The sequence below is a fragment of the Gilvimarinus gilvus genome, from assembly GCF_030518155.1.
GTDB lineage: Bacteria > Pseudomonadota > Gammaproteobacteria > Pseudomonadales > Cellvibrionaceae > Gilvimarinus > Gilvimarinus gilvus.
In genome coordinates, this window is sequence record NZ_JAULRU010000823.1 from 107,093 (window position 1) to 126,766 (window position 19,674).

The following is a 19,674-nucleotide window of genomic DNA, read 5'->3' on the forward strand; positions in this document are numbered from 1 at the left end:
TGTTGCGGACCAGGCTGCCGCTCTTAAGCTATTAAGAGCGGCTTAGTCAGCCCTTACAAGCGCACTTCAATACCGCGCTCTTGCATATAGGCTTTGGCTTCATTGACGGTGTATTCGCCAAAGTGAAAAATACTGGCCGCCAACACCGCGTCGGCGCGACCGTCAATCACACCGTCAGCCAGATGCTGCAAATTGCCGACACCGCCGGAGGCAATCACCGGAACCGGAACCGCATCACTGATCGCTCGCGTCAGTTCCAGGTCAAAGCCGTTTTTGGTGCCGTCGCGATCCATACTGGTTAACAAAATTTCCCCCGCGCCGTAATTGCTCATCCGCTCGGCCCACTCAACCGCATCAATCCCGGTTGGCTTACGACCGCCGTGGGTGAAAATTTCCCAGCGCTTGGCTTCGCCTTCGCCACTGACTTGTTTCGCATCAATAGCCACCACGATGCATTGGGCACCGAACCGGTCGCTCGCCGCTTTAACAAAATCTGGATTGTGCACGGCGGCCGAGTTAATACCGACCTTGTCAGCACCGGCATTAAGCATTCGACGAATATCATCGTTACTGCGAATGCCACCGCCCACGGTCAGCGGAATAAAGACTTCACTCGCTATTCGCTCTACGGTATGTACAGTGGTATCACGGCCTTGATGGCTGGCCGTGATGTCGAGAAACGTTATCTCATCGGCACCGGCTTCGTTATAGCGTTTGGCTACTTCAACCGGATCGCCGGCATCGCGAATATCCACAAACTGCACGCCTTTGACGACGCGCCCCTCATCAACATCCAAACAGGGAATAATACGTTTTGCCAATGCCATGATGAATTACTCCGGGCTGTCGCAGTAAGCTTGCGCTTCGGCGACATCAAGCGATCCTTCGTAAATAGCGCGGCCGGTAATGGCGCCACAAATACCGTGACTGGCTTTGGCTTTCAAAGCGCGAATATCATCCATATTGGTAATACCACCGGAGGCAATAACAGGAATACTGGACGCTTCGGCCATGGCAACAGTCGCCTCTACGTTCACCCCTTGCATCATGCCATCGCGGGCAATGTCAGTGTATACAATGGAGCTAACGCCATCCGCTTCAAAGCGGCGCGCCAAATCGTGGGCGCTAATATCGGATACTTCAGCCCAACCGTCGGTGGCCACCCAGCCGTCTTTCGCGTCCAAGCCAACAATAATGTGGCCGGGAAATTCGCGGCACATATCGGTAACGAAGTCGGGCTCTTTTACTGCCTTGGTACCAATAATGACGTATTCAACACCCGCTTTAATGTAGTGCTCAATGGTTTCTGCCGAACGGATACCACCGCCAATTTGAATCGGCAGCTTCGGGTAAGCCTTGGCAATAGCCGTAACCACATCACCATTGACGGGGGTACCGGCAAAAGCACCGTTCAAATCCACTAAGTGCAAACGGCGACAGCCAGCGTCTACCCACTTGGTGGCCATGGCGACCGGGTCGTCGGAAAATACGGTGGAATCATCCATCAGGCCCTGACGCAAACGCACGCACTGACCGTCTTTTAAATCGATGGCGGGAATAATAAGCATGTAAAACTCTCTGTAATGTGTCGGTCAGGCCTGGCCGTTCCAGCGAACGAAATTTTGCAGTAACTGCAATCCGGCGGTGTGACTTTTTTCGGGGTGAAATTGCACAGCGAATAAGTTATCGCGGCCGAGGGCTGCGGCAAACTCGACGCCATATTGGCAGCGACCTTTGACCTCGCTGCCAGAATTCTCAACGAAGTAGCTGTGCACAAAATAAAAGCGCGCGAGCTGCGGGATACTCTCCCATAACGGGTGATCAACCTGCTCTACCTGATTCCAGCCCATGTGCGGTACTTTTAACGGCGCTCCGCTTGCACTTTTCAGGTCGTGCCCAAAAAACTTTACCTGGCCTGGAAACAGGTCGATACAATCTGTGCCGCCGCTCTCTTCGCTATGGGCCAAAAGGGCCTGCATACCCACGCAAATACCCAAAACGGGCTTGCCTGAGCTTACTTGTTCGCGCAGCAGCTGATCAAAGCCCAATCGGTGTATTTCGCCCATGCAGTCGCCAATGGCGCCGACGCCAGGGAAAATAACCCGGTCGGCTCCGCGCACTTGCCCGGCATCACTGGTGACCACAACGTTTTGATCGCACACCTTACCCAGAGCACTGGCCACCGAATGCAAGTTGCCCATGCCATAATCTATTACTGCAACCGTTTCTGTCATCGCTTACAGACTACCTTTAGTGGACGGCGTCATGCCCGCCATGCGCGGGTCTTCTTCCAGCGCCATGCGCACGGCGCGGCCAAAGGCTTTAAACACGGTTTCGATCTGGTGGTGGGCGTTTTCCCCGCGCAAACAGTCGATGTGCAGTGTCACTTGCGCGTGATTGACAAATCCGTGAAAGAATTCCGAAAACAGTTCCGTATCGAAAGCCCCTACACGCTTTTGGGTGAAAGGCACTTTCATAATCAACCCAGGGCGGCCAGAAAAGTCGATCACCACACGAGACAAGGCCTCATCCAAAGGCACATAAGCGTGCCCATAACGGCGAATACCCTTCTTGCTACCAATAGCCTGAGCGATCGCCTGACCGATGGTAATGCCGATATCCTCAACACTGTGGTGATCATCAATGTGATTGTCGCCCTTACAGGTGACTTTCAAATCGATCATTCCATGACGGGCGATTTGGTCCATCATATGCTCGAGAAACGGCACGCCGGTATCAAATTCTCCGCATCCGCTGCCGTCGAGATCTAGCTCGACACTGATTTGAGTTTCCAGAGTATCGCGTGATACCTGCGCTTTGCGCTCTGTCATGATGGACTCCAACTGAATATGCCCGAAGGGCCGAACCGCGAATTATAAAGGTTTGGCCCAAGCAAGTGCCAGTATTGAGGGCGAGAAACTCAATGAACCCGGTGTGGCTCCAGTTCCACCTGCTCAATGCGTCGGCCCAGCATGAGAACCCGGCCGCTGTATCGATCTGAACCGGTGGAGGTAAATTCGAAATAAAAGGCACGCCACAAGCTGAGAGCGCCCTTGCTATTGCGCTTAAACCAAAGGCGGCGCAGATAGACACTCTGATCCAGCATCTGCACCCCCATCTCTTTGCAGTGCCGCGTCGCAGCGCTGAAAGCCACCTCTTTGGCCATAAGCGCGCGCCACCAGTAATAGCCAACGGCAACTACCACAAAAAACCAAATAACGACGGTTAAATCAGACAAGCAAGCACCTTACCCTTCAATCAAAAACGACACGCAAAAACGCCCCAGGCCGCTTTGCAACCAGGGGCGAAACAATTTTGTTTGCTTACACCCGGCGCAGCACTTTAGCTCAGTGCATCGCGGGCGTCGAGTCAGTGAGAGCTTATGTAGCCGTCACATTTTCAGCCTGCGGGCCTTTTTGGCCCTGAACCACCTCAAAGGTCACGTTTTGACCTTCAAGCAGGGTGCGTCTACCCGTGCCGTTAATGGCACGAAAGTGTACGAACACATCCGGACCACCTTCACGCTCGATAAACCCATAACCTTTTGCATCGTTAAACCACTTCACAACACCTGAGACCAATTGCTCTGACATAACGCCCTCTTACTTACTTTACTAACCGGCCAAACCGGTTTCCATACTTACCCACACTGCCATGTGCGGTACCCGAAAGTGTAGAGCCGACGGGCCCTGGGACCAAAATCAAAGGCGAGTTTATCGCAGCTCAACTCAGGTCTTCCGAGACCATAATCCGACATAACGCGCCGGACACGATCAAATATATAAGTTTTGGTTGTAGCCAATAGGAGCAAGGGCAAAAGGTGCGTCACATAGGGTTATTGCGCTCTCCTGTGGGGCGGCGACAAAACACTTCGTGCAGTACCAGCGCAATCACTACCACAGCAAACCCGCCCAACATCGCCGGACGCTTTACCACCTCGAAGGCCAGTTCTTCCTTGGCGAGCTGGTAACAGGCCAAACCCCAGGCGGCGGCGGAGAAATACCCCCACCTTTGGCGTTTAAAGACAAAAAACGCAATGCCCAGGGTCACCAACGCAGCAAATATTGTGACCACTTGCAATTCCGACGCGAGAAAACCCGCTGCCGCTATCAGCCATAGCAATAAAAGAGCATTAAAAAAATGTGCCAGTACGTGTAGTTTCATAGAAAAAGTCGACATTATTATTACAAAGAAAGGCCCATTGCCTGCTCGGCCAGTGTATTTTTCAGTGGTGTCAGGCGGTTAACAGTGTCCATACCGCGATTGCGCAGGTGCAAAACCGAGAGACTCTGACTGCCGTATAACCGCTTAAATGCCTCCATGGCCGCCATCATGGTCAGATTATGCCCCATTCGGGACCGTTCATAGCGCCTTAATGTGGCATATTCATCCGGCTTTAATCCGCGCTGTCCGGCTCGCTCTAGCTCTTGTGCAAGGCAGGCGACATCCAGTAAACCCAAATTTACGCCCTGCCCCGCCAGCGGGTGAATACTGTGCGCGGCATCACCTACCAGCGCTAACCCCGGGCATACATACTGACGAGCGTGGCGCTGGTGCAGCGGCAAAGCAAACCGTTTCGCCACCGATTCGACATTACCCAAGCGATGCTCGAAGGCGAGCCCGAGGCGCCTGGCAAAGCTCGTCTCATCGAGCGCCATCAGCTCATCGGCCAATGCTTGCTCCGCCGACCAGACAATGGAGCAATGTTTCGGCGCAGCCTCGCTGCTTGTTGTCCGCAGCGGTAAAAACGCCAGTGGCCCCTGGGCGGTAAAGCGCTGGCGCGCGGTAAACTGATGCGACAGCTCGGTTTGCACTGTCGTAACGATAGCGCTTTGGCCATACGACCACTCGCGGACCGCAAAACCCGCCAGATCGCGCAAACTAGACTGGGCCCCATCGGCGGCAATGGTAAGGGGGGCAACCATGCGCTCACCTGTGTCCAGAGTGACGCCGACGATGCGATTTTGGGCAAACGCCAACGCCTGCACGCTGGCCGGTACAGATTCTATCTCCGATGCTTGCACCCGCTGCAGCAGTTGGCGGGTTATCAAGCGGTTCTCCACAATATGACCGAGCGCCTCGCGGCCCAGCTCGTTGCTGTCGAACTGAATGCTTCCGGCGCCCTCTCCGTCCCAGACGTCCATGCGACTGTATGGGCACACTCGCTCAGCGACCAGCGCTGACCATACGCCTAAGCCTTCAAGCAGCGACCGGGAGTGCTCCGTCAGCGCCACGACGCGAGGATCAAAGGGCTCGGGGTTGGTCATGTCTGGTGGCGTGGGGGCGACCAGCGCTATGCGCTTGTCAGGCAAGCTTTTGTGCAGTTTTAACGCGCAGGCGGCTCCGACCATACCGGCGCCTACGATCAATATGTCGGCAGAGCGCTCAGCCATGTTCACCACCGTTATTCATCGCAGCCGGGACCGACATTACCGGACGGTTCACCCCCAGCCCCATCATTTGGCGGCCGAATCGCTGCTTCAGCGCTGGCAGCACCTCTAGCCCAAGCAGGCCAAGGTGGCGCAAGGTGACAGCAAGCGGATTGCTGCGGCTAAACAGACGCACCATCGAATCTCCCATAGCCGTCGTCAGACGCTGGTCAAGGTCTCGCGCCTGCTGATAGGCTAAGAGCTCACTGAATGCGCCCGGGTCCGTTCTGGATAGGTGGTGGGCAAGCTGTACGCAGTCGCGCAAGGCCAGATTAAAACCCTGCCCTGCCACCGGGTGCAGCGAGTGGGCCGCATTTCCAACCAGCACTAGCCGGGAACGCACTTGCTCGTTCGCCTCCCGCCGCACCAGTGGGTAGCTCGCGCGCTCGCTCACCGACTCGAAACGCCCCAGACGATGACCAAAGCGCCTCTGCAATGACGCTAGAAACTCTGCGTCGGACCAATTTCGTGCGAGATCTGCCTGGTCGATCGGCAGCGTCCAAATCAGCGCCAGCTCGTGTGCATCGGCCAGTGGCAATAGCGCAAGCGGCCCCTCACTGGTAAAGCGCTCATAGGCCACCCCGTTATGCTTTTGGCTGACGCGCACATTGGCGATCACCGCCTGCTGAGCATAATCGTAATCGGTGGTAGCGATGCCGAGGCGCTCCCGGGTCACTGACTGCGCACCATCGGCGACAACAACCAGCTTCGACGCCAAGGTCGAACCACTGTGTAGCCGCAGCTGCGCACAACCGGCGTGAAACTCAATCTGCCCAACCTGATCAGTCACGGCGTGCACACCTGATGCTTGCTCAAGCGCCTTAAACAGCGCGTGGCCCAGCGCAATATTGGGTACCACATAACCCAGAGCGCTGCGCTTAAACTCAGAGGCCCGAAGCCTCTGGCCTGGCAAATAGCCCCGATCGGACACATGCACCTGATCGATAACACCGGAACAGTCGGCGAGTGTTGACCAACACCCAAGGCTTTGCAAACAGTCCGCACTGCCTGCCGACAGTGCGCTGGAACGGGAATCGAAACTGGGCCGCCCCGCCGCTGACATGGCCGGTGCCGGCTCGGGGTCGATGAGCGCTATGCGCCAGTTCGGATTGGCCCGGGCGCACAGCAACGCCGCCGAGGCTCCGACCAGACCACCACCGATAATGGCAATATCAACATCGTCCAAGGTTTATGCACTCCGGTGCGTCTGCGCGCTCGCCATGACCGCCTCAATCTCGCTGACGGTTTTGGGAACGTCTTTGCTCAATATGTCGTAACCGTCTTTGGTCACTAATACGTCGTCTTCAATGCGAATACCGATGCCGCGCCACTTTTTGGCGACGGTTTCATCGTCGGGCGAGACATATATGCCAGGCTCCACGGTCATCACCATGCCGGGCTCCAGCACGCGCCACTCGCCACCCACTTTGTAATCGCCAACGTCGTGCACGTCCATCCCCAGCCAATGACCGATGCGGTGCATGTAAAAGCGGCGGTATGCACCGTCCTCAATCAGCGTTTCGAGTTCGCCTGCAAGCAAGCCTAAACCCAATAGCCCCTCGGTAATCGTACGCACCGACGCCTCGTGCGGCTCATTCCAGTGCGCGCCGGGTTTAACTGTGGTTAGGGCAGATTCCTGAGCGGCCAGCACGATCTCGTAAAGTGCTTTTTGTTCTTCACTAAAGCTGCCACTCACCGGGAAGGTACGGGTGATATCAGCCGCGTAACCGTCGAGTTCACAACCGGCGTCAATCAATACCAAGTCACCGGCCTTTAGCGCCGCTGAATTTTCCACATAGTGCAGAATACAACCATTTTTTCCGCCGCCCACAATAGAGTTGTAAGCGGGCGAGCGGGCACCGGCCATTGCAAATTCATGCAGTATTTCAGCCTCTAACTGATACTCCATAACCCCGGGCTGGCAATACTGCATGGCTCGCACATGGGCGCGCGCGGAGATCTCACTGGCCTCTCGCATCACCCGGATTTCACCGGCGCTCTTATATAGGCGGTTATCATGCAGAAAGTGCGCGAGGTCGAGAAATTCACCGGGCGGCGTCGCGCCGGAACGAACCTTAGCACGGATAGTATTAACCCACTCCATTACCTGACGATCGAACCCTGCGTCCTTGCCCATCGCGTAATAGACGCGCTCGCGCCCTTCTAACAACCCAGGCAGAATATCGTCGATATCGTCAATCGGGAACGCATCGTCGGCGCCAAACTGCTCACAGGCGCCATTGGGGCCGGCCCGATAACCATCCCAAATTTCTCGCTCCGGGTCGCGGTCGCGACAGAACAGAACAAACTCGCCATGTTCGCGCTCGGGGATGAGCACCAATACGGCCTCGGGTTCGGCAAAGCCCGTCAAGTAAAAAAAGTCGCTATCCTGACGATAAATATATTCGGTATCGCGCGAGCGAGTGCGCTCCGGGGCCGCCGGTACAATGGCAATGCTGTCCGGCTCCATCACGTCCATCAGCGCCTTGCGACGCCGGGCAAATTCAGATTTGGCAATTCTCATAAGGTATTCAGTGCAAGGTGTTAGAGGCTTCGTCTCGGCTCGCAGAGTCAGACTCTACGGCTTGCGGATGGTAGTGCTGGAAAATTGTCAGTGCCGACATACGCACATACTCGGCGACCTCAATAAAATCAGCTTCGGTGCTGGCGGCATCGTTATCATCGGCCGCAACCTGAACAATCGCCGAAAAATCTTCCAGAGTATCGGCAATTTCGCGGGCCAACTCATCTTGTCCTGCCGCACCCGATGCACCAAAGCCGCTTAAAAAACCGTGGCACCACTGGGAAAGGGCCTCAACCCTTTCCGCCATACCCTGCTCATCATCGGGCAGCAATAACACAAAGCTAAAGCCTTCACCCGCTAACTGGCTGCGCGTCTGTGTTAAGAACTCCAGCAAGGCGGACGTTGTAGCCTGATCAGGCTCTTCGGTCAACGCCATAAAATCGCTCACCAATCGCAGCCAGTCGGCCTCATTCAAGGCCACACCACACAAGCGGCCACACAACATGCCCTGCAGTTCTGCCGGGCTATTAAGCGCGTTTAACGGCGCGAATCGCTCATCCCACTCATCAAATGGATTGGCGACTTTTTCCAGTTCAGACATAAAAACCACTCCCAAATAATGAGCATATGCTAGCACAGGGGCCGGGCAGTCCGAGCACAGCGCGCAATAGCGCACAAAAATGCCTTTGATATTCGCACTCTGCGCGTATAAGCTAGAAACTACATCAACAACAATTGACCCCTGCAAGCTGGGGCAATTATAGTATCTACCGTTTCTCAACGGATCTTGCTAATGTCCGACGAATTGATCAATACGCTAGAAGCCAAACTGGATGAGTTACTCAGACAGTGTAAGCGCCTGCAACAGGAAAACACAGAGCTCAAGCTGCGCGAAAGTGACTGGCAGCGCGAGCGTGTACGCCTGATTGAAAAGAACGATTTAGCCCGCACCCGGGTAGAAGCCATGATTACCCGCCTGAAGAGTCTGGAATCCGAATAAAGTGAGGCTCCTATGAGCAGTCAAACCATTAATGTACGCATTCTCGACAAAGATTATCAGGTGGCCTGCCCCGACGAGGAGCGACGCGCGCTGATCGAATCCGCACAAATACTCGATGAACGCATGCGCATGATTAAAAATTCTGGCAGTGTTATTGGCCTCGAACGCATTGCGGTCATGGCCGCTCTCAACCTCAGCCACGAGCTGCTGCTGGCCCAGTCCGCGGAGGGTTCCGCCTCATTTGACGCCAGCGCCATCGAGCGTATGCAAGAAAAAATTGAAGCGCAGCTCGACCAACTCTCAGCCAGTTAACCGATTCTTTACCTCTATTTCTTTGGGGTACAGCCTAATGTACGTTATAATTAATGTACCCTGGGATGTACGCCAGTTGACTATGTCCTTGAGCCGATAATGCTGTACCCGGTAGCTCCTCGCTGGTGTTTGTGAGCATGTCCGCATGACGGAAAGCCTAATAACATCGCTGGGGCCACCCCTTGAACTTTAGGGTTCAAGGCCCACTCGACAGCGGCATCCTGGGGCTTTATTCCCGCATGAACACTGAATCAGGCAAACGCCAATTGCGCACAGTCTTGCGCAGCAAGCGTCGCGCCATCCCCCCCAAACAACAAACTCTCGCCGCTCAGGCGCTGGTTAATATTCTCTCAATGCAACCATGGCTGCAGCGCGCCAAGCGTATCGCGTTGTACTGGCCGGCCGACGGTGAACTCGATCCGCGCCCTATTGCCCACTGGGCCTGGCAGCACAATATTGCCTGTTACTTACCGGTATTACACCGGTGGCACAAGCGCAAGCTCTGGTTCACACCCTTCACACCCGAGACTCTGTTCAGCCGCAATCGTTTCGGCATCCCCGAACCGATTCAACACCGGGCAGCACCGCTAAGCGCCCATCACCTGGATGTAGTGTTAATGCCGCTGGTAGGCTTCGACCGCCACGGCGGACGACTGGGCATGGGCGGCGGCTTCTACGACACCACCTTTGCGTTTAAACGACGTCAAAACGGATTTACCAAACCGCGCTTGATCGGCATTGCCCACAGCTGTCAGGAAGTGGAGCAGTTGCCACTAGAGCCCTGGGATATTGGGTTGGATGCCGTGGTGACGGAGGAAGGAATGATCGTCTGAGGTCTGAGGTCTGAGGTCTGAGGTCTGAGGTCTGAGGTCTGAGGTCTGAGGTCTGAGGTTTTCCATTGTGGCCAATTAACATTTAATGACGTCAAGATCCGCACGGAATAACTATTCGCACATTGCGAAGCGTCTGACGTCAGACGTCAGACGTCAGACGCCAGACTTTTTCTTTTACCCCAAAAAATACTGATACGCTTCGTTATCGGTCTCTTCCCAAAACGGGTAGTTAATCTCGGCCAAAAACTTACGTACCTGAGCGCGCTCTTTAGGTGGCACTTCCATGCCCACCAGGACACGACCAAAAGCGGAGCCGTGGTTGCGATAGTGGAATAGCGATATATTCCAACGGCCGGCCACTTGCGTTAAAAACTGCAACAACGCACCGGGTCGCTCGGGAAACTCAAAACGAAACACCATTTCGTCTTTCACCTCGGCGGCGTGACCACCCACCATATGCCGGATATGCAACTTGGCCAATTCGTTATCGGTCATATCCACAAGGTCATAGCCCTGCCCACGCAAGTCACTGACCAGCTCATCGCGGTCGGCGGGATCGGCGCTCACCTGAATACCGACAAAAATACGCGCTTTGTCGGTGTCAGCAAAGCGATAGTTGAACTCGGTAATACTGCGCCGACCCAACGCCTTACAAAATTCTTTATAGGCACCCGGGCGCTCGGGAATGGTTACCGCTAAAACCGCCTCGCGTTTCTCACCAATTTCGGTGCGCTCGGAAATATAGCGCAGGCGATCAAAGTTGATATTGGCCCCGCAATCAATGGCCACTAACGTCTGCCCTGTTATACCGTTTTCAGCGACGTATTTTTTTAAACCCGCCACACTCACCGCACCGGCAGGCTCAGCAATAGAACGCGTGTCTTCAAAAATATCTTTAATGCCGGCACAGATCTCATCCGTGTTGACGGTAATAACGCCATCGATGGTCTTTTTCAAAATTCGAAAGGTTTCCTTACCAATTTGTGCCACGGCCACCCCGTCGGCAAAGATCCCCACCTGAGGCAGCTTCACCCGACGGTTTTTCTCCAGCGCTGCGGCAAGACAGGCCGACTCTTCAGACTCTACGGCGAAGACTTTGACATCCGGGCGCACATATTTCACATAAGCAGCAACGCCGGCACAAAGGCCACCGCCACCCACAGCAACGAAAATAGCGTCGATATGCTTGGGGTATTGACGCAAAATTTCCATGGCCACTGTGCCCTGCCCGGCAATCACGTCCGGGTCGTCAAAGGGATGGATATAGGTATAGCCTTTTTCAGCAATCAACTTTTGCGTGTAAGCCGCGGCCTCATCGAAGTTATCACCGTGCAAAACAACCTTTGCACCGCGCGCGCGCACCGCGTCCACTTTAATCGCGGGGGTCGTGCGTGGCATTACAATGACGGCTTTTACACCCAAGTGCTGCGCTCCTAGCGCCAGCCCCTGAGCATGGTTACCGGCCGACGCCGCAATAACACCACAAGCTCGCTCCTCTTCGGTCAGTTGCAACAACTTGTTATATGCTCCGCGAATTTTAAAGGAGAATACCGGCTGCAAATCTTCACGTTTCAGCAGAACGTTGTTATTGGTACGCTGGGAAATCAAGCGAGCCGACTCGAGCGGCGTCTCAATAGCTAAATCGTAGATGCGAGCGTTGAGAATACGTTTGATGTAAGAGTCGGCCATAGCAGTGCCTTAAATTAAGAGAAACAGAACCGCTGCATGATAAACAATTTGGCCATCGGTTACACGCACAGAAGCGTGACAGGCGCTGATAATTCGCGCACAACCGCTTATAATGGATTAAACCGAACAAACGAGAGCACTATGAATCAGGATCAACTCAAGCAAGCCGTAGCGCGCGCCGCCATCGACTACATTGCCCCCAAGTTGGAAAAAGACAGCATCCTCGGTATTGGCACCGGCTCTACCGCCAACTTTTTTATCGATATGCTCGACGAGCTTAAGGATGATTTTGCCGGCGCCGTGGCCAGCTCCGACGCTTCGGCAACCAAGCTCAAAGCGCTCGGTATCGAAGTGCTGGATTTAAACGAGGTCAGTGAATTGGTCGCCTATATCGACGGCGCCGACGAGTCCAACGCACAACTTGCACTGATCAAAGGCGGCGGCTCAGCCCTTACCCGGGAAAAAATTGTCCGCGCGGTGGCCAGGGAATTTGTCTGTATCGCCGACGAAAGCAAGTGGGTTTCGGTGCTGGGCGAGTTCCCATTACCGGTAGAAGTCATTCCTATGGCTCGCTCTTACGTGGCGCGCGAGCTGGTTAAGCTCGGCGGCGATCCGGTATACCGCGAAGGCGTTGTCACCGACAACGGCAACGTCATTTTGGATGTTCACAACCTGTCGATTGTTAACCCCAAAGAGCTGGAGCTGCAAATCAACCAAATCACCGGCGTAGTCGCCAATGGCTTGTTTGCCCAGCGTGGCGCCGACGTACTGCTGCTAGGTCGCAGCGACGCGGTGGAAAAGCTATACCCAAAATAACGGTGTACGGTCTACGGGGAACGAGCCGCAACCGTTAACCTTTAACCGTTCCCCGTTTATCGTCTTCTCGCCCTACCAACAAAAAAGCCCGACCATCTCTGGCCGGGCTTTTTTGTATCGGGTCAAAATCGATTTACTTGATTTTGCCTTCTTTGTACATCACATGCTTGCGAGCAACGGGATCGTATTTTTTGATCTCCATTTTCTCAGGCATGGTGCGCTTGTTCTTGTCGGTCGTGTAGAAATGACCGGTACCGGCACTTGAATTCAAACGAATCTTCTCGCGCATGATTTATTCTCCTCGATTAGACTTTTTCACCGCGAGCGCGCAGTTCAGCCAATACGACTTCAATGCCACGCTTGTCGATAATACGCATACCTTTAGAAGAAACGCGCAACTTAACAAAACGCTTCTCGGCTTCTACCCAGAAACGATGAGAGTGCAAATTTGGCAAAAAACGACGCTTAGTGTGGTTTTTTGCGTGAGAAACGTTGTTTCCAGTTACGGGACGCTTGCCGGTAACCTGACATACCTTAGACATGGAGTTGCCTCTTAACCAATTTATAACGCGCTGCGCCACCTGGGTGAGCATCGGCCCCGGTGGCCCAGAGCTGGATTCATTGAGCAGCCAATTTATACCAATGCGGCCTTTACTCGAGGGGTTCGAACGGTCCGAAAACTCCCAAGAGGGCCTTAATGGATGCCTTGTTCAGCAACCCGGCCGCGAAGAGCCGCGTTTTATACCAAAAGCGACCCTCAATAGCAACGCTTAGCTGCTTTTTTAGCCAAAAAAACTGGTTTTTGACCCACGACGGGCTAAATCAGCCCCCGCTCGGCGAACGAGGTCACACAGCCATCGCCCACAATCATATGATCGAGAACCCTCACCCCCACCAGCTCCAGCGCATCGATCAACTTGCGGGTAATACCCAAATCCGCCTGGCTGGGCTCCGCCACACCTGAGGGGTGATTATGGGCCAATATCACAGCCGCCACATTGTACTGCAGCACCAATTTGACCACTTCACGCGGGTACACACTGGCACTATCGAGAGTGCCCTCAAAGAGCGGCTCGTAGCGAATCAGCTGGTGTTGGTTATCGAGCAGTAGTAGCGCAAACACTTCTCGCTGGCAGTGGCGTAATTGAGACACCAAAAATTGCCGCACCGTGTCAGGGCTGGTGAGCACATCACCCGCGCGCAAAGACTCACCGAGATGGCGCCGCGCCATTTCCAGCACCGCAGCCAATTGCGTGTATTTGGCATCGCCAAGCCCTAACCCCGCACAAAAGCGATCGCGTGGAGCTTCCAGCAGCGGACGCAAACCACCAAACTGCACCAGCAACTCGCGGGCTAGGTCCACGGCCGACTTGCCGGCGCACCCGGTGCGTAAAAATATTGCCAGCAACTCGGCATCGGATAGAGCGCTGGCACCGCGCTCCAATAACTTCTCGCGCGGCCTTTCTGCCGCCGGCCAGTGTTGTATCGACATAGCAACTCCCTTGCACTGTAAAACGGTTATCGTCCCTGATTGCCCCTTGGGCCTCCTCTAGTAGTGTCGTCGCCCCTGTGGAAAATTCAAGTGATTATTAATTTACGTGCCGAGGCGGGTGCGATCCGGGCCATTGAATGTTATCTTTATGGAATAGGCGAGCAACTACTTACATACCCTGCAACGTAGGTCAGCGCTTACCACAGCAGCACCTGGCGAATTATAAAGCGGCGCGTTCGCGCGAAGGGAAAAGCATGTCCACTCTGCAAAACAAGCGAGTACTACTGGGCGTTACCGGCGGTATCGCGGCCTACAAGTCGGCCGAGCTGATTCGCGGGCTGCGTGAGCAAGGCGCCGACGTGGCGGTGGTCATGACGGAGGCGGCACAAGAGTTCATCACAGCGCTCACCCTACAGGCTTTGTCGGGCAACCCGGTGCACACCTCACTGCTCGACCCCGCTGCCGAAGCCGCAATGGGCCACATTGAACTCGCGCGCTGGGCTGACAGGGTACTGATTGCGCCGGCATCGGCCGACTTTATGGCACGCCTTGCCAGCGGCATGGGCAACGACCTGTTAACCACCATATGCCTGGCCACCCGAGCCCCGGTGATGATTGCTCCGGCGATGAATCAAGCCATGTGGGAAAACCCCACCACTCAAGAGAATTTATCCACACTAAAAGCGAAACTCGCAGCCATTTACGGCCCTGGGGTAGGCAGCCAGGCCTGTGGCGAAGTGGGGCCCGGGCGAATGCTAGAGCCGTTGGAACTGGTAGAACAGCTGGCTGCGAGTTTCGAATCTGGCCTGCTCGCGGGCAAGCACGTTGTCATCACCGCCGGCCCTACCCGCGAAGCTCTCGACCCGGTACGCTACATTAGTAATCACAGCTCAGGTAAAATGGGCTACGCATTAGCGACTGCCGCTGTGGAGGCTGGTGCCAGGGTCACCTTGATCTCGGGCCCCAGTCAACTGCCCGCACCAGATCGGGTAGAATTCGTCAGTATCGACAGCGCAGAACAAATGCTGACCGCCAGCATGCAAGCTGCAGAACATTGCGACATGTTCATCGGCGGCGCCGCGGTGTGCGACTACCGCCCAGAGGCGATCAGTGAGCACAAAATAAAGAAGCAGGGGGAGGCAACCCTTACGCTGAGCCTCGTACCCAACCCAGACATCATTGCCAGTGTGGTAAAACAATACCCGGCCGTATACAGCGTAGCGTTTGCCGCAGAAACTGAAAATGTACTGGAGTACGCGCGCGCCAAAAGAGTAAAAAAAGGCGTCCATTGTATTATTGCCAATGACGTTAGCGACGACCACATTGGATTTAACAGCGACGAAAACGCCGTCACCATTATTGACCGTTCCGGTGACATACGTCTCGATCAACGAAGCAAAGCGCAGCTAGCCCGGGATTTAATCGAGCTACTGGCAAACAAGAGTGAACAGGCTAAGGACACCACACCATGAGTGAGAAGCCGGGCGCAAAACAACAAAACCCCGACATTGCACCAGCAGACCCCAACGCGGCCAAACTTACCCGTGGCGAAAAGCGCGCACTGGAGGCCAAAAAGCAGTTTCACGCCCGACGCCATAAAGCGCTTGCCATTTTGGTTGCAGCGTCGCTGGCCATTAACGTGATTCTGGGCTGGTGGCTCTACGGCGTTATGGTGGAAAGCAAACAACAGCAACGTGTAGAGCAGTACTCACAGGAAGCCGCAACAAAAACGGCCGCCAGCATTGATCAACACATAAAATCGCTGCGCGACGACGTTGCGCTGTGGGCCAGCAGCCCCAACTTAATTTCCGCAATGCAAGCGGGCGAACGCGATACCGCACAGCAAGTGCTTAATGGCATTAGTGTCATAAAAGGTGAACTGCTCGCCGTTCGCGCCTTCCCCAAAGGAACCGAGCACACCATTGTCGATACAGCGGCCCCTGTGCGCTTTGCCGAACTGGATTTAGTGCGCCGCAGCACTCGTCGGCTCGATACATTAGCCGAGGCGGCTCCGCTGGAAGACGGCTGGCAACTGCAAATTGCCGTTCCGGTGCCTGTCGAGGGTGAAGAAATAGCCGCAGGCAGCCTTCTCGCCACCTACGCCAGCGACGCTCTGGAGCATTCCGTTACCAGTGCCGACCTCTCACTGGGGCAATATACGCTGCAACAAACATTCTCGAGCGTCAGACCGGTAGCACTCACAAGTGCCGGCCAGGGCAATGCCGGTGACAGCGCCACGGCCAAGGTGCCAGGCTCCTACCTGAGTGTTGCTTTTACGCCCTCAGCGGTGCTCATTGCCAATGCCAGTGAACTGCCCGGCCTATGGTTGGTGGTTGTTTGTCTTTGCGCAACAGCCGGGCTTGCCCTCTCACTGATATTGGCTCGTGTTCTGGTTCGCCCCAAACAAGGCCCCGGCGATGAAGGCCTGGTGCTGCCTCAGCAATTCAAAGACGCCGCTGCCGAAGACGACCAGGAAAAATCCGAAACTGTTGCGAGCGCGACACCGGGCGGGCTATATCAATCACAGGACATACTCGACATCTCAGTCGTCGAAGAAGACGCGGACATTCTCGGACTGGACAGCGCCGCCCCTCGCAAAAAAGCGCCAGCGGCCGCCACTTACGCAGCGGGCAATGATGACAGCTTACCCGACGAAATTTTCCGGGCTTATGACATCCGCGGCGAGGTAAAAGAGAACGGGATTTCGCCCGCACTGGCCAAACGAATCGGCCAAGCCCTGGGCAGTGAAGTACAGGATCAGGGCGAAGACACCATTGTAGTGGCACGCGACGGTCGGACGCACAGCCCTGAGCTGTGTGAGGGTTTGATCGAGGGCATTCTCAGCACCGGCTGTGATGTTATTAACATTGGTCAGGTGCCCACCCCCGTCATGCACTTTGCGACGGCCGAACTGGAAGACACGAGCAGCGGGGTGATGGTCACCGCCAGCCACAACGGACCACTCAACAACGGCTTTAAAATCGTTATTAACGGTGAGACCCTATCGGACAATGGCATTAAAGATTTACGCTCGCGCATTGCCCAAGAACGCTACCTGGATGGCAACGGTGAAGAAAGCCAGGAAAATATTACAGCCGATTACATCGAGCGTATTTTCTCAGACGTTGCACTCGCCGGCCAACTTACCGTTGTCGTCGATGCCGGCAATGCCGTACCAGGCTTGGTGGCGCCACAACTGTTTGAGGAGTTGGGTTGCGATGTTATCGAACTTTACTGTGAGCTCGACGGCACCTTCCCGAATCATCCACCCGATCCGAGCAAGCCTGAAAACCTGCAAGACTTAATCGCCAAAGTACAAGAAACCGGTGCCGACTTGGGCATTGCATTAGACGGTGACGGTGATCGCGTGGTGGTAGTAACACCTTCCGGTGATATTATCTGGCCCGACCAGCTGTTAATGCTGTTCGCCAAAGATGTGCTGTCGCGCAACCCGGGGGCAGACGTACTGTTCGATGTAAAGTGTTCCAAACAGCTCAACCAGCTCGTTTCCAGTTATGGTGGGCGCCCCATTATGTGGAAAACCGGCCACTCCCACATGAAGCGCAAAATGATAGAGACCGGCGCGCTTATCGGCGGCGAGTATTCGGGCCACATTTTCTTTAAGGAGCGCTGGTACGGTTTTGACGACGGCCTCTACGCCGCTGCGCGACTCATGGAAATTATTACCCTGCGCGATCAAACGATTGAGGAAGCTTTTGCGGCATTCCCCATGCTGCCAAGCACGCCGGAGTACCGCATAGAAGTGCCCGAACAAGAAAAATTTACTTTGGTCGAACAATTAATCGAGCAAGGTGACTTCCAAACGGGCAAACCCACCACCATTGATGGTTTACGCGTTGATTTCGCCAAAGGCTGGGGGCTGGTACGGGCATCCAACACAGGCGCTGAAATAACACTGCGATTTGAGGCAGAAACTGACGAAATTATCGACCAAATTAAAAAGCTGTTTAAACGCGAACTGCGAAAAATCAACAAGAATTTGAACCTGGATTTTTAACTATGTCTCTAAATCGCGATGAGGCGATGAATATCGCCCACGTACTGGCAGAAGCGCTGCCTTATATTCAACGTTTTACCGGCAAAACCATCGTGGTTAAATTTGGCGGCAACGCCATGGTAGACGAAGAACTGCAAAATAGTTTCGCCCGCGACATCGTGATGATGAAGCTGGTCGGCATGAACCCGATTGTCGTTCACGGTGGCGGCCCACAAATTGGCGATTTGCTCAAGCGCCTGAATATTGACTCGCAATTTGTAAATGGCATGCGTGTCACTGACAGCAAAACCATGGACGTGGTGGAAATGGTGCTTGGCGCCACTGTAAACAAACAGATTGTCAGCCTCATTAACCGCAATGGCGGTGAAGCGATCGGCATTACCGGTAAAGACGGGCAGTTAATTCGCGCTAAAAAACTTGAAGTTACCTCTCAATCACCGGAAGTTTCGGCGTCTGAAATCATCGACATAGGTCATGTCGGCGAAGTGGCCTCAATCAATAAGTCGGTCATCGATATGTTACTAAACAGTAACTTTATTCCGGTGATTGCACCTATTGGCGTGGGTAAGGACGGGGCCAGCTATAACATTAACGCCGATCTGGTTGCCGGAAAAATCGCCGAGGTACTGCAAGCAGAAAAGCTTATGCTACTGACCAACGTAGCCGGCTTAATGAACAAACAGGGTGAAATTCTCACTGGACTGTCGACCCAACAAGTGGACGAGCTGATAGCAGACGGTACCATTTACGGCGGCATGCTGCCTAAAATCGGCTGCGCTCTGGATGCGGTTAAGTGTGGCGTAACATCTGCGCACATCGTCGATGGCCGGGTATCGCATGCGGTTCTGCTGGAAATATTTACCGATATAGGTGTCGGCACACTGATTACCAACAAAGCTTCGTTGTAACCACAATCGCTTTTAAACAAGGAATATTGAGTCAGCGCTATGAGTAAATCCAATCAAAAGGTATCCCGCCGCCAACAGATTCTCGAAGCACTGGCCAGCATGCTAGAAGCCAGCCCGGGTGAGCGAATTACCACAGCGGCACTGGCGAAAGAAGTTGGTGTGTCTGAAGCAGCCCTTTATCGTCACTTCCCCAGCAAATCAAAAATGTTTGAAGGGCTCATCGAGTTTATTGAAGAGACCATATTTAGCCGGGTGAACTTAATTTTAAGTGAAGAACCGCAGGCTCTTGTACGCTGTGAGAAAATTCTTTTTTTGCTGCTAAGCTTTACTGAGCGCAACCCAGGCATCACCCGGCTGCTCACCGGCGACGCACTCACCGGCGAAACCGATCGTTTGCGCATACGCGTAGCACAGCTGTTTGAACGCGTTGAAACGCAGCTTAAACAGGTTATCCGGGAGGCGGAATTGCGTGAAGGGCTGCGCCCGAACTTACCACTTTCGGCCGCCGCTAATTTGCTTATCTCTTTGGTGGACGGGCGAATCACCCAATTTGTGCGCAGCGAATTCAAACGCTTACCAACGGAATACTGGCAAGATCAATGGCAAGCATTAGCCGCAGGGCTGATGCGTGAAAACCCGCCGATGTAAGCCCG

The 19,674-nt window shown here is 54.5% G+C and carries 23 protein-coding genes and 1 other RNA gene; 9 read left to right on the forward strand and 15 right to left on the reverse strand.

The genetic code is table 11. From position 1 onward, the window contains the following. Positions 1 to 53: 53 nt before the first annotated feature. The 11 genes from hisF to QWI17_RS22175 all read right to left on the reverse strand — a co-directional run bounded on the left by hisF (position 54) and on the right by QWI17_RS22175 (position 8,554). Entirely contained in the window at positions 54 to 827 is a 774-nt protein-coding gene (hisF, locus tag QWI17_RS22125; protein ID WP_302724712.1) for an imidazole glycerol phosphate synthase subunit HisF, read from the reverse strand. Positions 828 to 833: 6 nt separating this feature from the next. Further along, entirely contained in the window at positions 834 to 1,568 is a 735-nt protein-coding gene (hisA, locus tag QWI17_RS22130) for a 1-(5-phosphoribosyl)-5-[(5-phosphoribosylamino)methylideneamino]imidazole-4-carboxamide isomerase (RefSeq protein WP_302724713.1), read from the reverse strand. Positions 1,569 to 1,592: 24 nt separating this feature from the next. Continuing rightward, positions 1,593 to 2,234 (reverse strand): imidazole glycerol phosphate synthase subunit HisH, encoded by a 642-nt coding sequence (gene hisH, locus QWI17_RS22135; RefSeq protein ID WP_302724714.1) that lies wholly within the window; start codon positions 2,232 to 2,234, stop codon positions 1,593 to 1,595. Positions 2,235 to 2,237: 3 nt separating this feature from the next. Beyond that, positions 2,238 to 2,831, reverse strand: coding sequence for an imidazoleglycerol-phosphate dehydratase HisB (gene hisB / locus QWI17_RS22140; protein ID WP_302724715.1), 594 nt, complete (start codon positions 2,829 to 2,831; stop codon positions 2,238 to 2,240). Positions 2,832 to 2,920: 89 nt separating this feature from the next. Next, entirely contained in the window at positions 2,921 to 3,238 is a 318-nt protein-coding gene (locus QWI17_RS22145) for a DUF3301 domain-containing protein (RefSeq protein ID WP_302724716.1), read from the reverse strand. Between the two features lie 142 nt (positions 3,239 to 3,380). Beyond that, a complete protein-coding gene (locus QWI17_RS22150; RefSeq protein WP_302724717.1) occupies positions 3,381 to 3,593 on the reverse strand; it encodes a cold-shock protein in 213 nt (70 codons plus the stop codon). Between the two features lie 232 nt (positions 3,594 to 3,825). Then, positions 3,826 to 4,164: a hypothetical protein gene (locus QWI17_RS22155; RefSeq protein ID WP_302724718.1), complete on the reverse strand. Its 339-nt coding sequence runs from the start codon at positions 4,162 to 4,164 to the stop codon at positions 3,826 to 3,828. 20 nt (positions 4,165 to 4,184) lie between these two features. Next, a complete protein-coding gene (locus QWI17_RS22160; protein ID WP_302724719.1) occupies positions 4,185 to 5,393 on the reverse strand; it encodes a UbiH/UbiF/VisC/COQ6 family ubiquinone biosynthesis hydroxylase in 1,209 nt (402 codons plus the stop codon). Beyond that, the gene (gene ubiH, locus QWI17_RS22165) at positions 5,386 to 6,615 is read right to left on the reverse strand and encodes a 2-octaprenyl-6-methoxyphenyl hydroxylase (protein WP_302724720.1); all 1,230 of its coding nucleotides are present in this window, start codon (positions 6,613 to 6,615) and stop codon (positions 5,386 to 5,388) included. The genes QWI17_RS22160 and ubiH overlap by 8 nt, the downstream gene beginning before the upstream one ends. 3 nt (positions 6,616 to 6,618) lie before the next feature. After that, positions 6,619 to 7,953: a Xaa-Pro aminopeptidase gene (pepP, locus tag QWI17_RS22170; RefSeq protein ID WP_302724721.1), complete on the reverse strand. Its 1,335-nt coding sequence runs from the start codon at positions 7,951 to 7,953 to the stop codon at positions 6,619 to 6,621. A gap of 7 nt (positions 7,954 to 7,960) precedes the next feature. Further along, positions 7,961 to 8,554 carry a UPF0149 family protein gene (locus QWI17_RS22175; RefSeq protein ID WP_302724722.1) on the reverse strand — a complete coding sequence of 198 codons (594 nt, stop codon included), beginning with the start codon at positions 8,552 to 8,554 and terminating at the stop codon, positions 7,961 to 7,963. Positions 8,555 to 8,746: 192 nt separating this feature from the next. Between QWI17_RS22175 and QWI17_RS22180 the strand changes: the two genes are divergently transcribed. From QWI17_RS22180 to QWI17_RS22195, 4 genes are all read left to right on the forward strand, one after another. After that, entirely contained in the window at positions 8,747 to 8,953 is a 207-nt protein-coding gene (locus QWI17_RS22180; protein WP_302724723.1) for a TIGR02449 family protein, read from the forward strand. A 12-nt stretch (positions 8,954 to 8,965) separates the two neighbouring features. After that, entirely contained in the window at positions 8,966 to 9,265 is a 300-nt protein-coding gene (locus QWI17_RS22185; RefSeq protein ID WP_302724724.1) for a cell division protein ZapA, read from the forward strand. Between the two features lie 54 nt (positions 9,266 to 9,319). Then, positions 9,320 to 9,497: non-coding RNA, 6S RNA (gene ssrS, locus QWI17_RS22190), on the forward strand. Between the two features lie 7 nt (positions 9,498 to 9,504). Then, a complete protein-coding gene (locus QWI17_RS22195) occupies positions 9,505 to 10,098 on the forward strand; it encodes a 5-formyltetrahydrofolate cyclo-ligase (protein WP_302724725.1) in 594 nt (197 codons plus the stop codon). A 174-nt stretch (positions 10,099 to 10,272) separates the two neighbouring features. Here the strand turns inward: QWI17_RS22195 and ilvA are convergent, their stop codons facing one another. Next, positions 10,273 to 11,787 carry a threonine ammonia-lyase, biosynthetic gene (gene ilvA, locus QWI17_RS22200; protein ID WP_302724726.1) on the reverse strand — a complete coding sequence of 505 codons (1,515 nt, stop codon included), beginning with the start codon at positions 11,785 to 11,787 and terminating at the stop codon, positions 10,273 to 10,275. A gap of 141 nt (positions 11,788 to 11,928) precedes the next feature. On the opposite strand from ilvA, the gene rpiA reads away from it, so the two are divergent. After that, positions 11,929 to 12,603 (forward strand): ribose-5-phosphate isomerase RpiA, encoded by a 675-nt coding sequence (gene rpiA / locus QWI17_RS22205; protein WP_302724727.1) that lies wholly within the window; start codon positions 11,929 to 11,931, stop codon positions 12,601 to 12,603. Between the two features lie 133 nt (positions 12,604 to 12,736). Here the strand turns inward: rpiA and rpmG are convergent, their stop codons facing one another. The 3 genes from rpmG to radC all read right to left on the reverse strand — a co-directional run bounded on the left by rpmG (position 12,737) and on the right by radC (position 14,095). Further along, complete coding sequence (rpmG, locus tag QWI17_RS22210; RefSeq protein ID WP_302724728.1) at positions 12,737 to 12,892, reverse strand: 50S ribosomal protein L33; 156 nt, start codon at positions 12,890 to 12,892, stop codon at positions 12,737 to 12,739. Positions 12,893 to 12,908: 16 nt separating this feature from the next. Then, complete coding sequence (gene rpmB, locus QWI17_RS22215) at positions 12,909 to 13,145, reverse strand: 50S ribosomal protein L28 (protein WP_302724729.1); 237 nt, start codon at positions 13,143 to 13,145, stop codon at positions 12,909 to 12,911. Positions 13,146 to 13,420: 275 nt separating this feature from the next. Then, the gene (gene radC, locus QWI17_RS22220) at positions 13,421 to 14,095 is read right to left on the reverse strand and encodes a RadC family protein (RefSeq protein ID WP_302724730.1); all 675 of its coding nucleotides are present in this window, start codon (positions 14,093 to 14,095) and stop codon (positions 13,421 to 13,423) included. Positions 14,096 to 14,349: 254 nt separating this feature from the next. On the opposite strand from radC, the gene coaBC reads away from it, so the two are divergent. Genes coaBC through slmA form a run of 4 tightly spaced genes read left to right on the forward strand, consistent with a single transcriptional unit; the run spans position 14,350 to position 19,669 of the window. Then, complete coding sequence (gene coaBC / locus QWI17_RS22225) at positions 14,350 to 15,567, forward strand: bifunctional phosphopantothenoylcysteine decarboxylase/phosphopantothenate--cysteine ligase CoaBC (protein WP_302724731.1); 1,218 nt, start codon at positions 14,350 to 14,352, stop codon at positions 15,565 to 15,567. Beyond that, a complete protein-coding gene (locus QWI17_RS22230) occupies positions 15,564 to 18,113 on the forward strand; it encodes a phosphomannomutase/phosphoglucomutase (RefSeq protein ID WP_302724732.1) in 2,550 nt (849 codons plus the stop codon). The genes coaBC and QWI17_RS22230 overlap by 4 nt, the downstream gene beginning before the upstream one ends. Before the next feature lie 2 nt (positions 18,114 to 18,115). Next, positions 18,116 to 19,021, forward strand: coding sequence for an acetylglutamate kinase (gene argB, locus QWI17_RS22235; RefSeq protein ID WP_302724733.1), 906 nt, complete (start codon positions 18,116 to 18,118; stop codon positions 19,019 to 19,021). A 39-nt stretch (positions 19,022 to 19,060) separates the two neighbouring features. After that, a complete protein-coding gene (slmA, locus tag QWI17_RS22240) occupies positions 19,061 to 19,669 on the forward strand; it encodes a nucleoid occlusion factor SlmA (RefSeq protein WP_302724734.1) in 609 nt (202 codons plus the stop codon). The last annotated feature ends 5 nt before the right edge of the window (positions 19,670 to 19,674 follow it).

Bases quoted from the DNA above. Each gene is read 5' to 3' on its own strand.
- hisF (WP_302724712.1), bottom strand. From the start codon at position 827: ATGGCATTGGCAAAACGTATTATTCCCTGTTTGGATGTTGATGAGGGG.
- hisA (WP_302724713.1), bottom strand. From the start codon at position 1,568: ATGCTTATTATTCCCGCCATCGATTTAAAAGACGGTCAGTGCGTGCGT.
- hisH (WP_302724714.1), bottom strand. From the start codon at position 2,234: ATGACAGAAACGGTTGCAGTAATAGATTATGGCATGGGCAACTTGCAT.
- hisB (WP_302724715.1), bottom strand. From the start codon at position 2,831: ATGACAGAGCGCAAAGCGCAGGTATCACGCGATACTCTGGAAACTCAA.
- QWI17_RS22150 (WP_302724717.1), bottom strand. From the start codon at position 3,593: ATGTCAGAGCAATTGGTCTCAGGTGTTGTGAAGTGGTTTAACGATGCA.
- QWI17_RS22155 (WP_302724718.1), bottom strand. From the start codon at position 4,164: ATGAAACTACACGTACTGGCACATTTTTTTAATGCTCTTTTATTGCTA.
- QWI17_RS22160 (WP_302724719.1), bottom strand. From the start codon at position 5,393: ATGGCTGAGCGCTCTGCCGACATATTGATCGTAGGCGCCGGTATGGTC.
- pepP (WP_302724721.1), bottom strand. From the start codon at position 7,953: ATGAGAATTGCCAAATCTGAATTTGCCCGGCGTCGCAAGGCGCTGATG.
- QWI17_RS22175 (WP_302724722.1), bottom strand. From the start codon at position 8,554: ATGTCTGAACTGGAAAAAGTCGCCAATCCATTTGATGAGTGGGATGAG.
- QWI17_RS22180 (WP_302724723.1), top strand. From the start codon at position 8,747: ATGTCCGACGAATTGATCAATACGCTAGAAGCCAAACTGGATGAGTTA.
- QWI17_RS22185 (WP_302724724.1), top strand. From the start codon at position 8,966: ATGAGCAGTCAAACCATTAATGTACGCATTCTCGACAAAGATTATCAG.
- QWI17_RS22195 (WP_302724725.1), top strand. From the start codon at position 9,505: ATGAACACTGAATCAGGCAAACGCCAATTGCGCACAGTCTTGCGCAGC.
- ilvA (WP_302724726.1), bottom strand. From the start codon at position 11,787: ATGGCCGACTCTTACATCAAACGTATTCTCAACGCTCGCATCTACGAT.
- rpiA (WP_302724727.1), top strand. From the start codon at position 11,929: ATGAATCAGGATCAACTCAAGCAAGCCGTAGCGCGCGCCGCCATCGAC.
- rpmG (WP_302724728.1), bottom strand. From the start codon at position 12,892: ATGCGCGAGAAGATTCGTTTGAATTCAAGTGCCGGTACCGGTCATTTC.
- rpmB (WP_302724729.1), bottom strand. From the start codon at position 13,145: ATGTCTAAGGTATGTCAGGTTACCGGCAAGCGTCCCGTAACTGGAAAC.
- radC (WP_302724730.1), bottom strand. From the start codon at position 14,095: ATGTCGATACAACACTGGCCGGCGGCAGAAAGGCCGCGCGAGAAGTTA.
- coaBC (WP_302724731.1), top strand. From the start codon at position 14,350: ATGTCCACTCTGCAAAACAAGCGAGTACTACTGGGCGTTACCGGCGGT.
- QWI17_RS22230 (WP_302724732.1), top strand. From the start codon at position 15,564: ATGAGTGAGAAGCCGGGCGCAAAACAACAAAACCCCGACATTGCACCA.
- argB (WP_302724733.1), top strand. From the start codon at position 18,116: ATGTCTCTAAATCGCGATGAGGCGATGAATATCGCCCACGTACTGGCA.
- slmA (WP_302724734.1), top strand. From the start codon at position 19,061: ATGAGTAAATCCAATCAAAAGGTATCCCGCCGCCAACAGATTCTCGAA.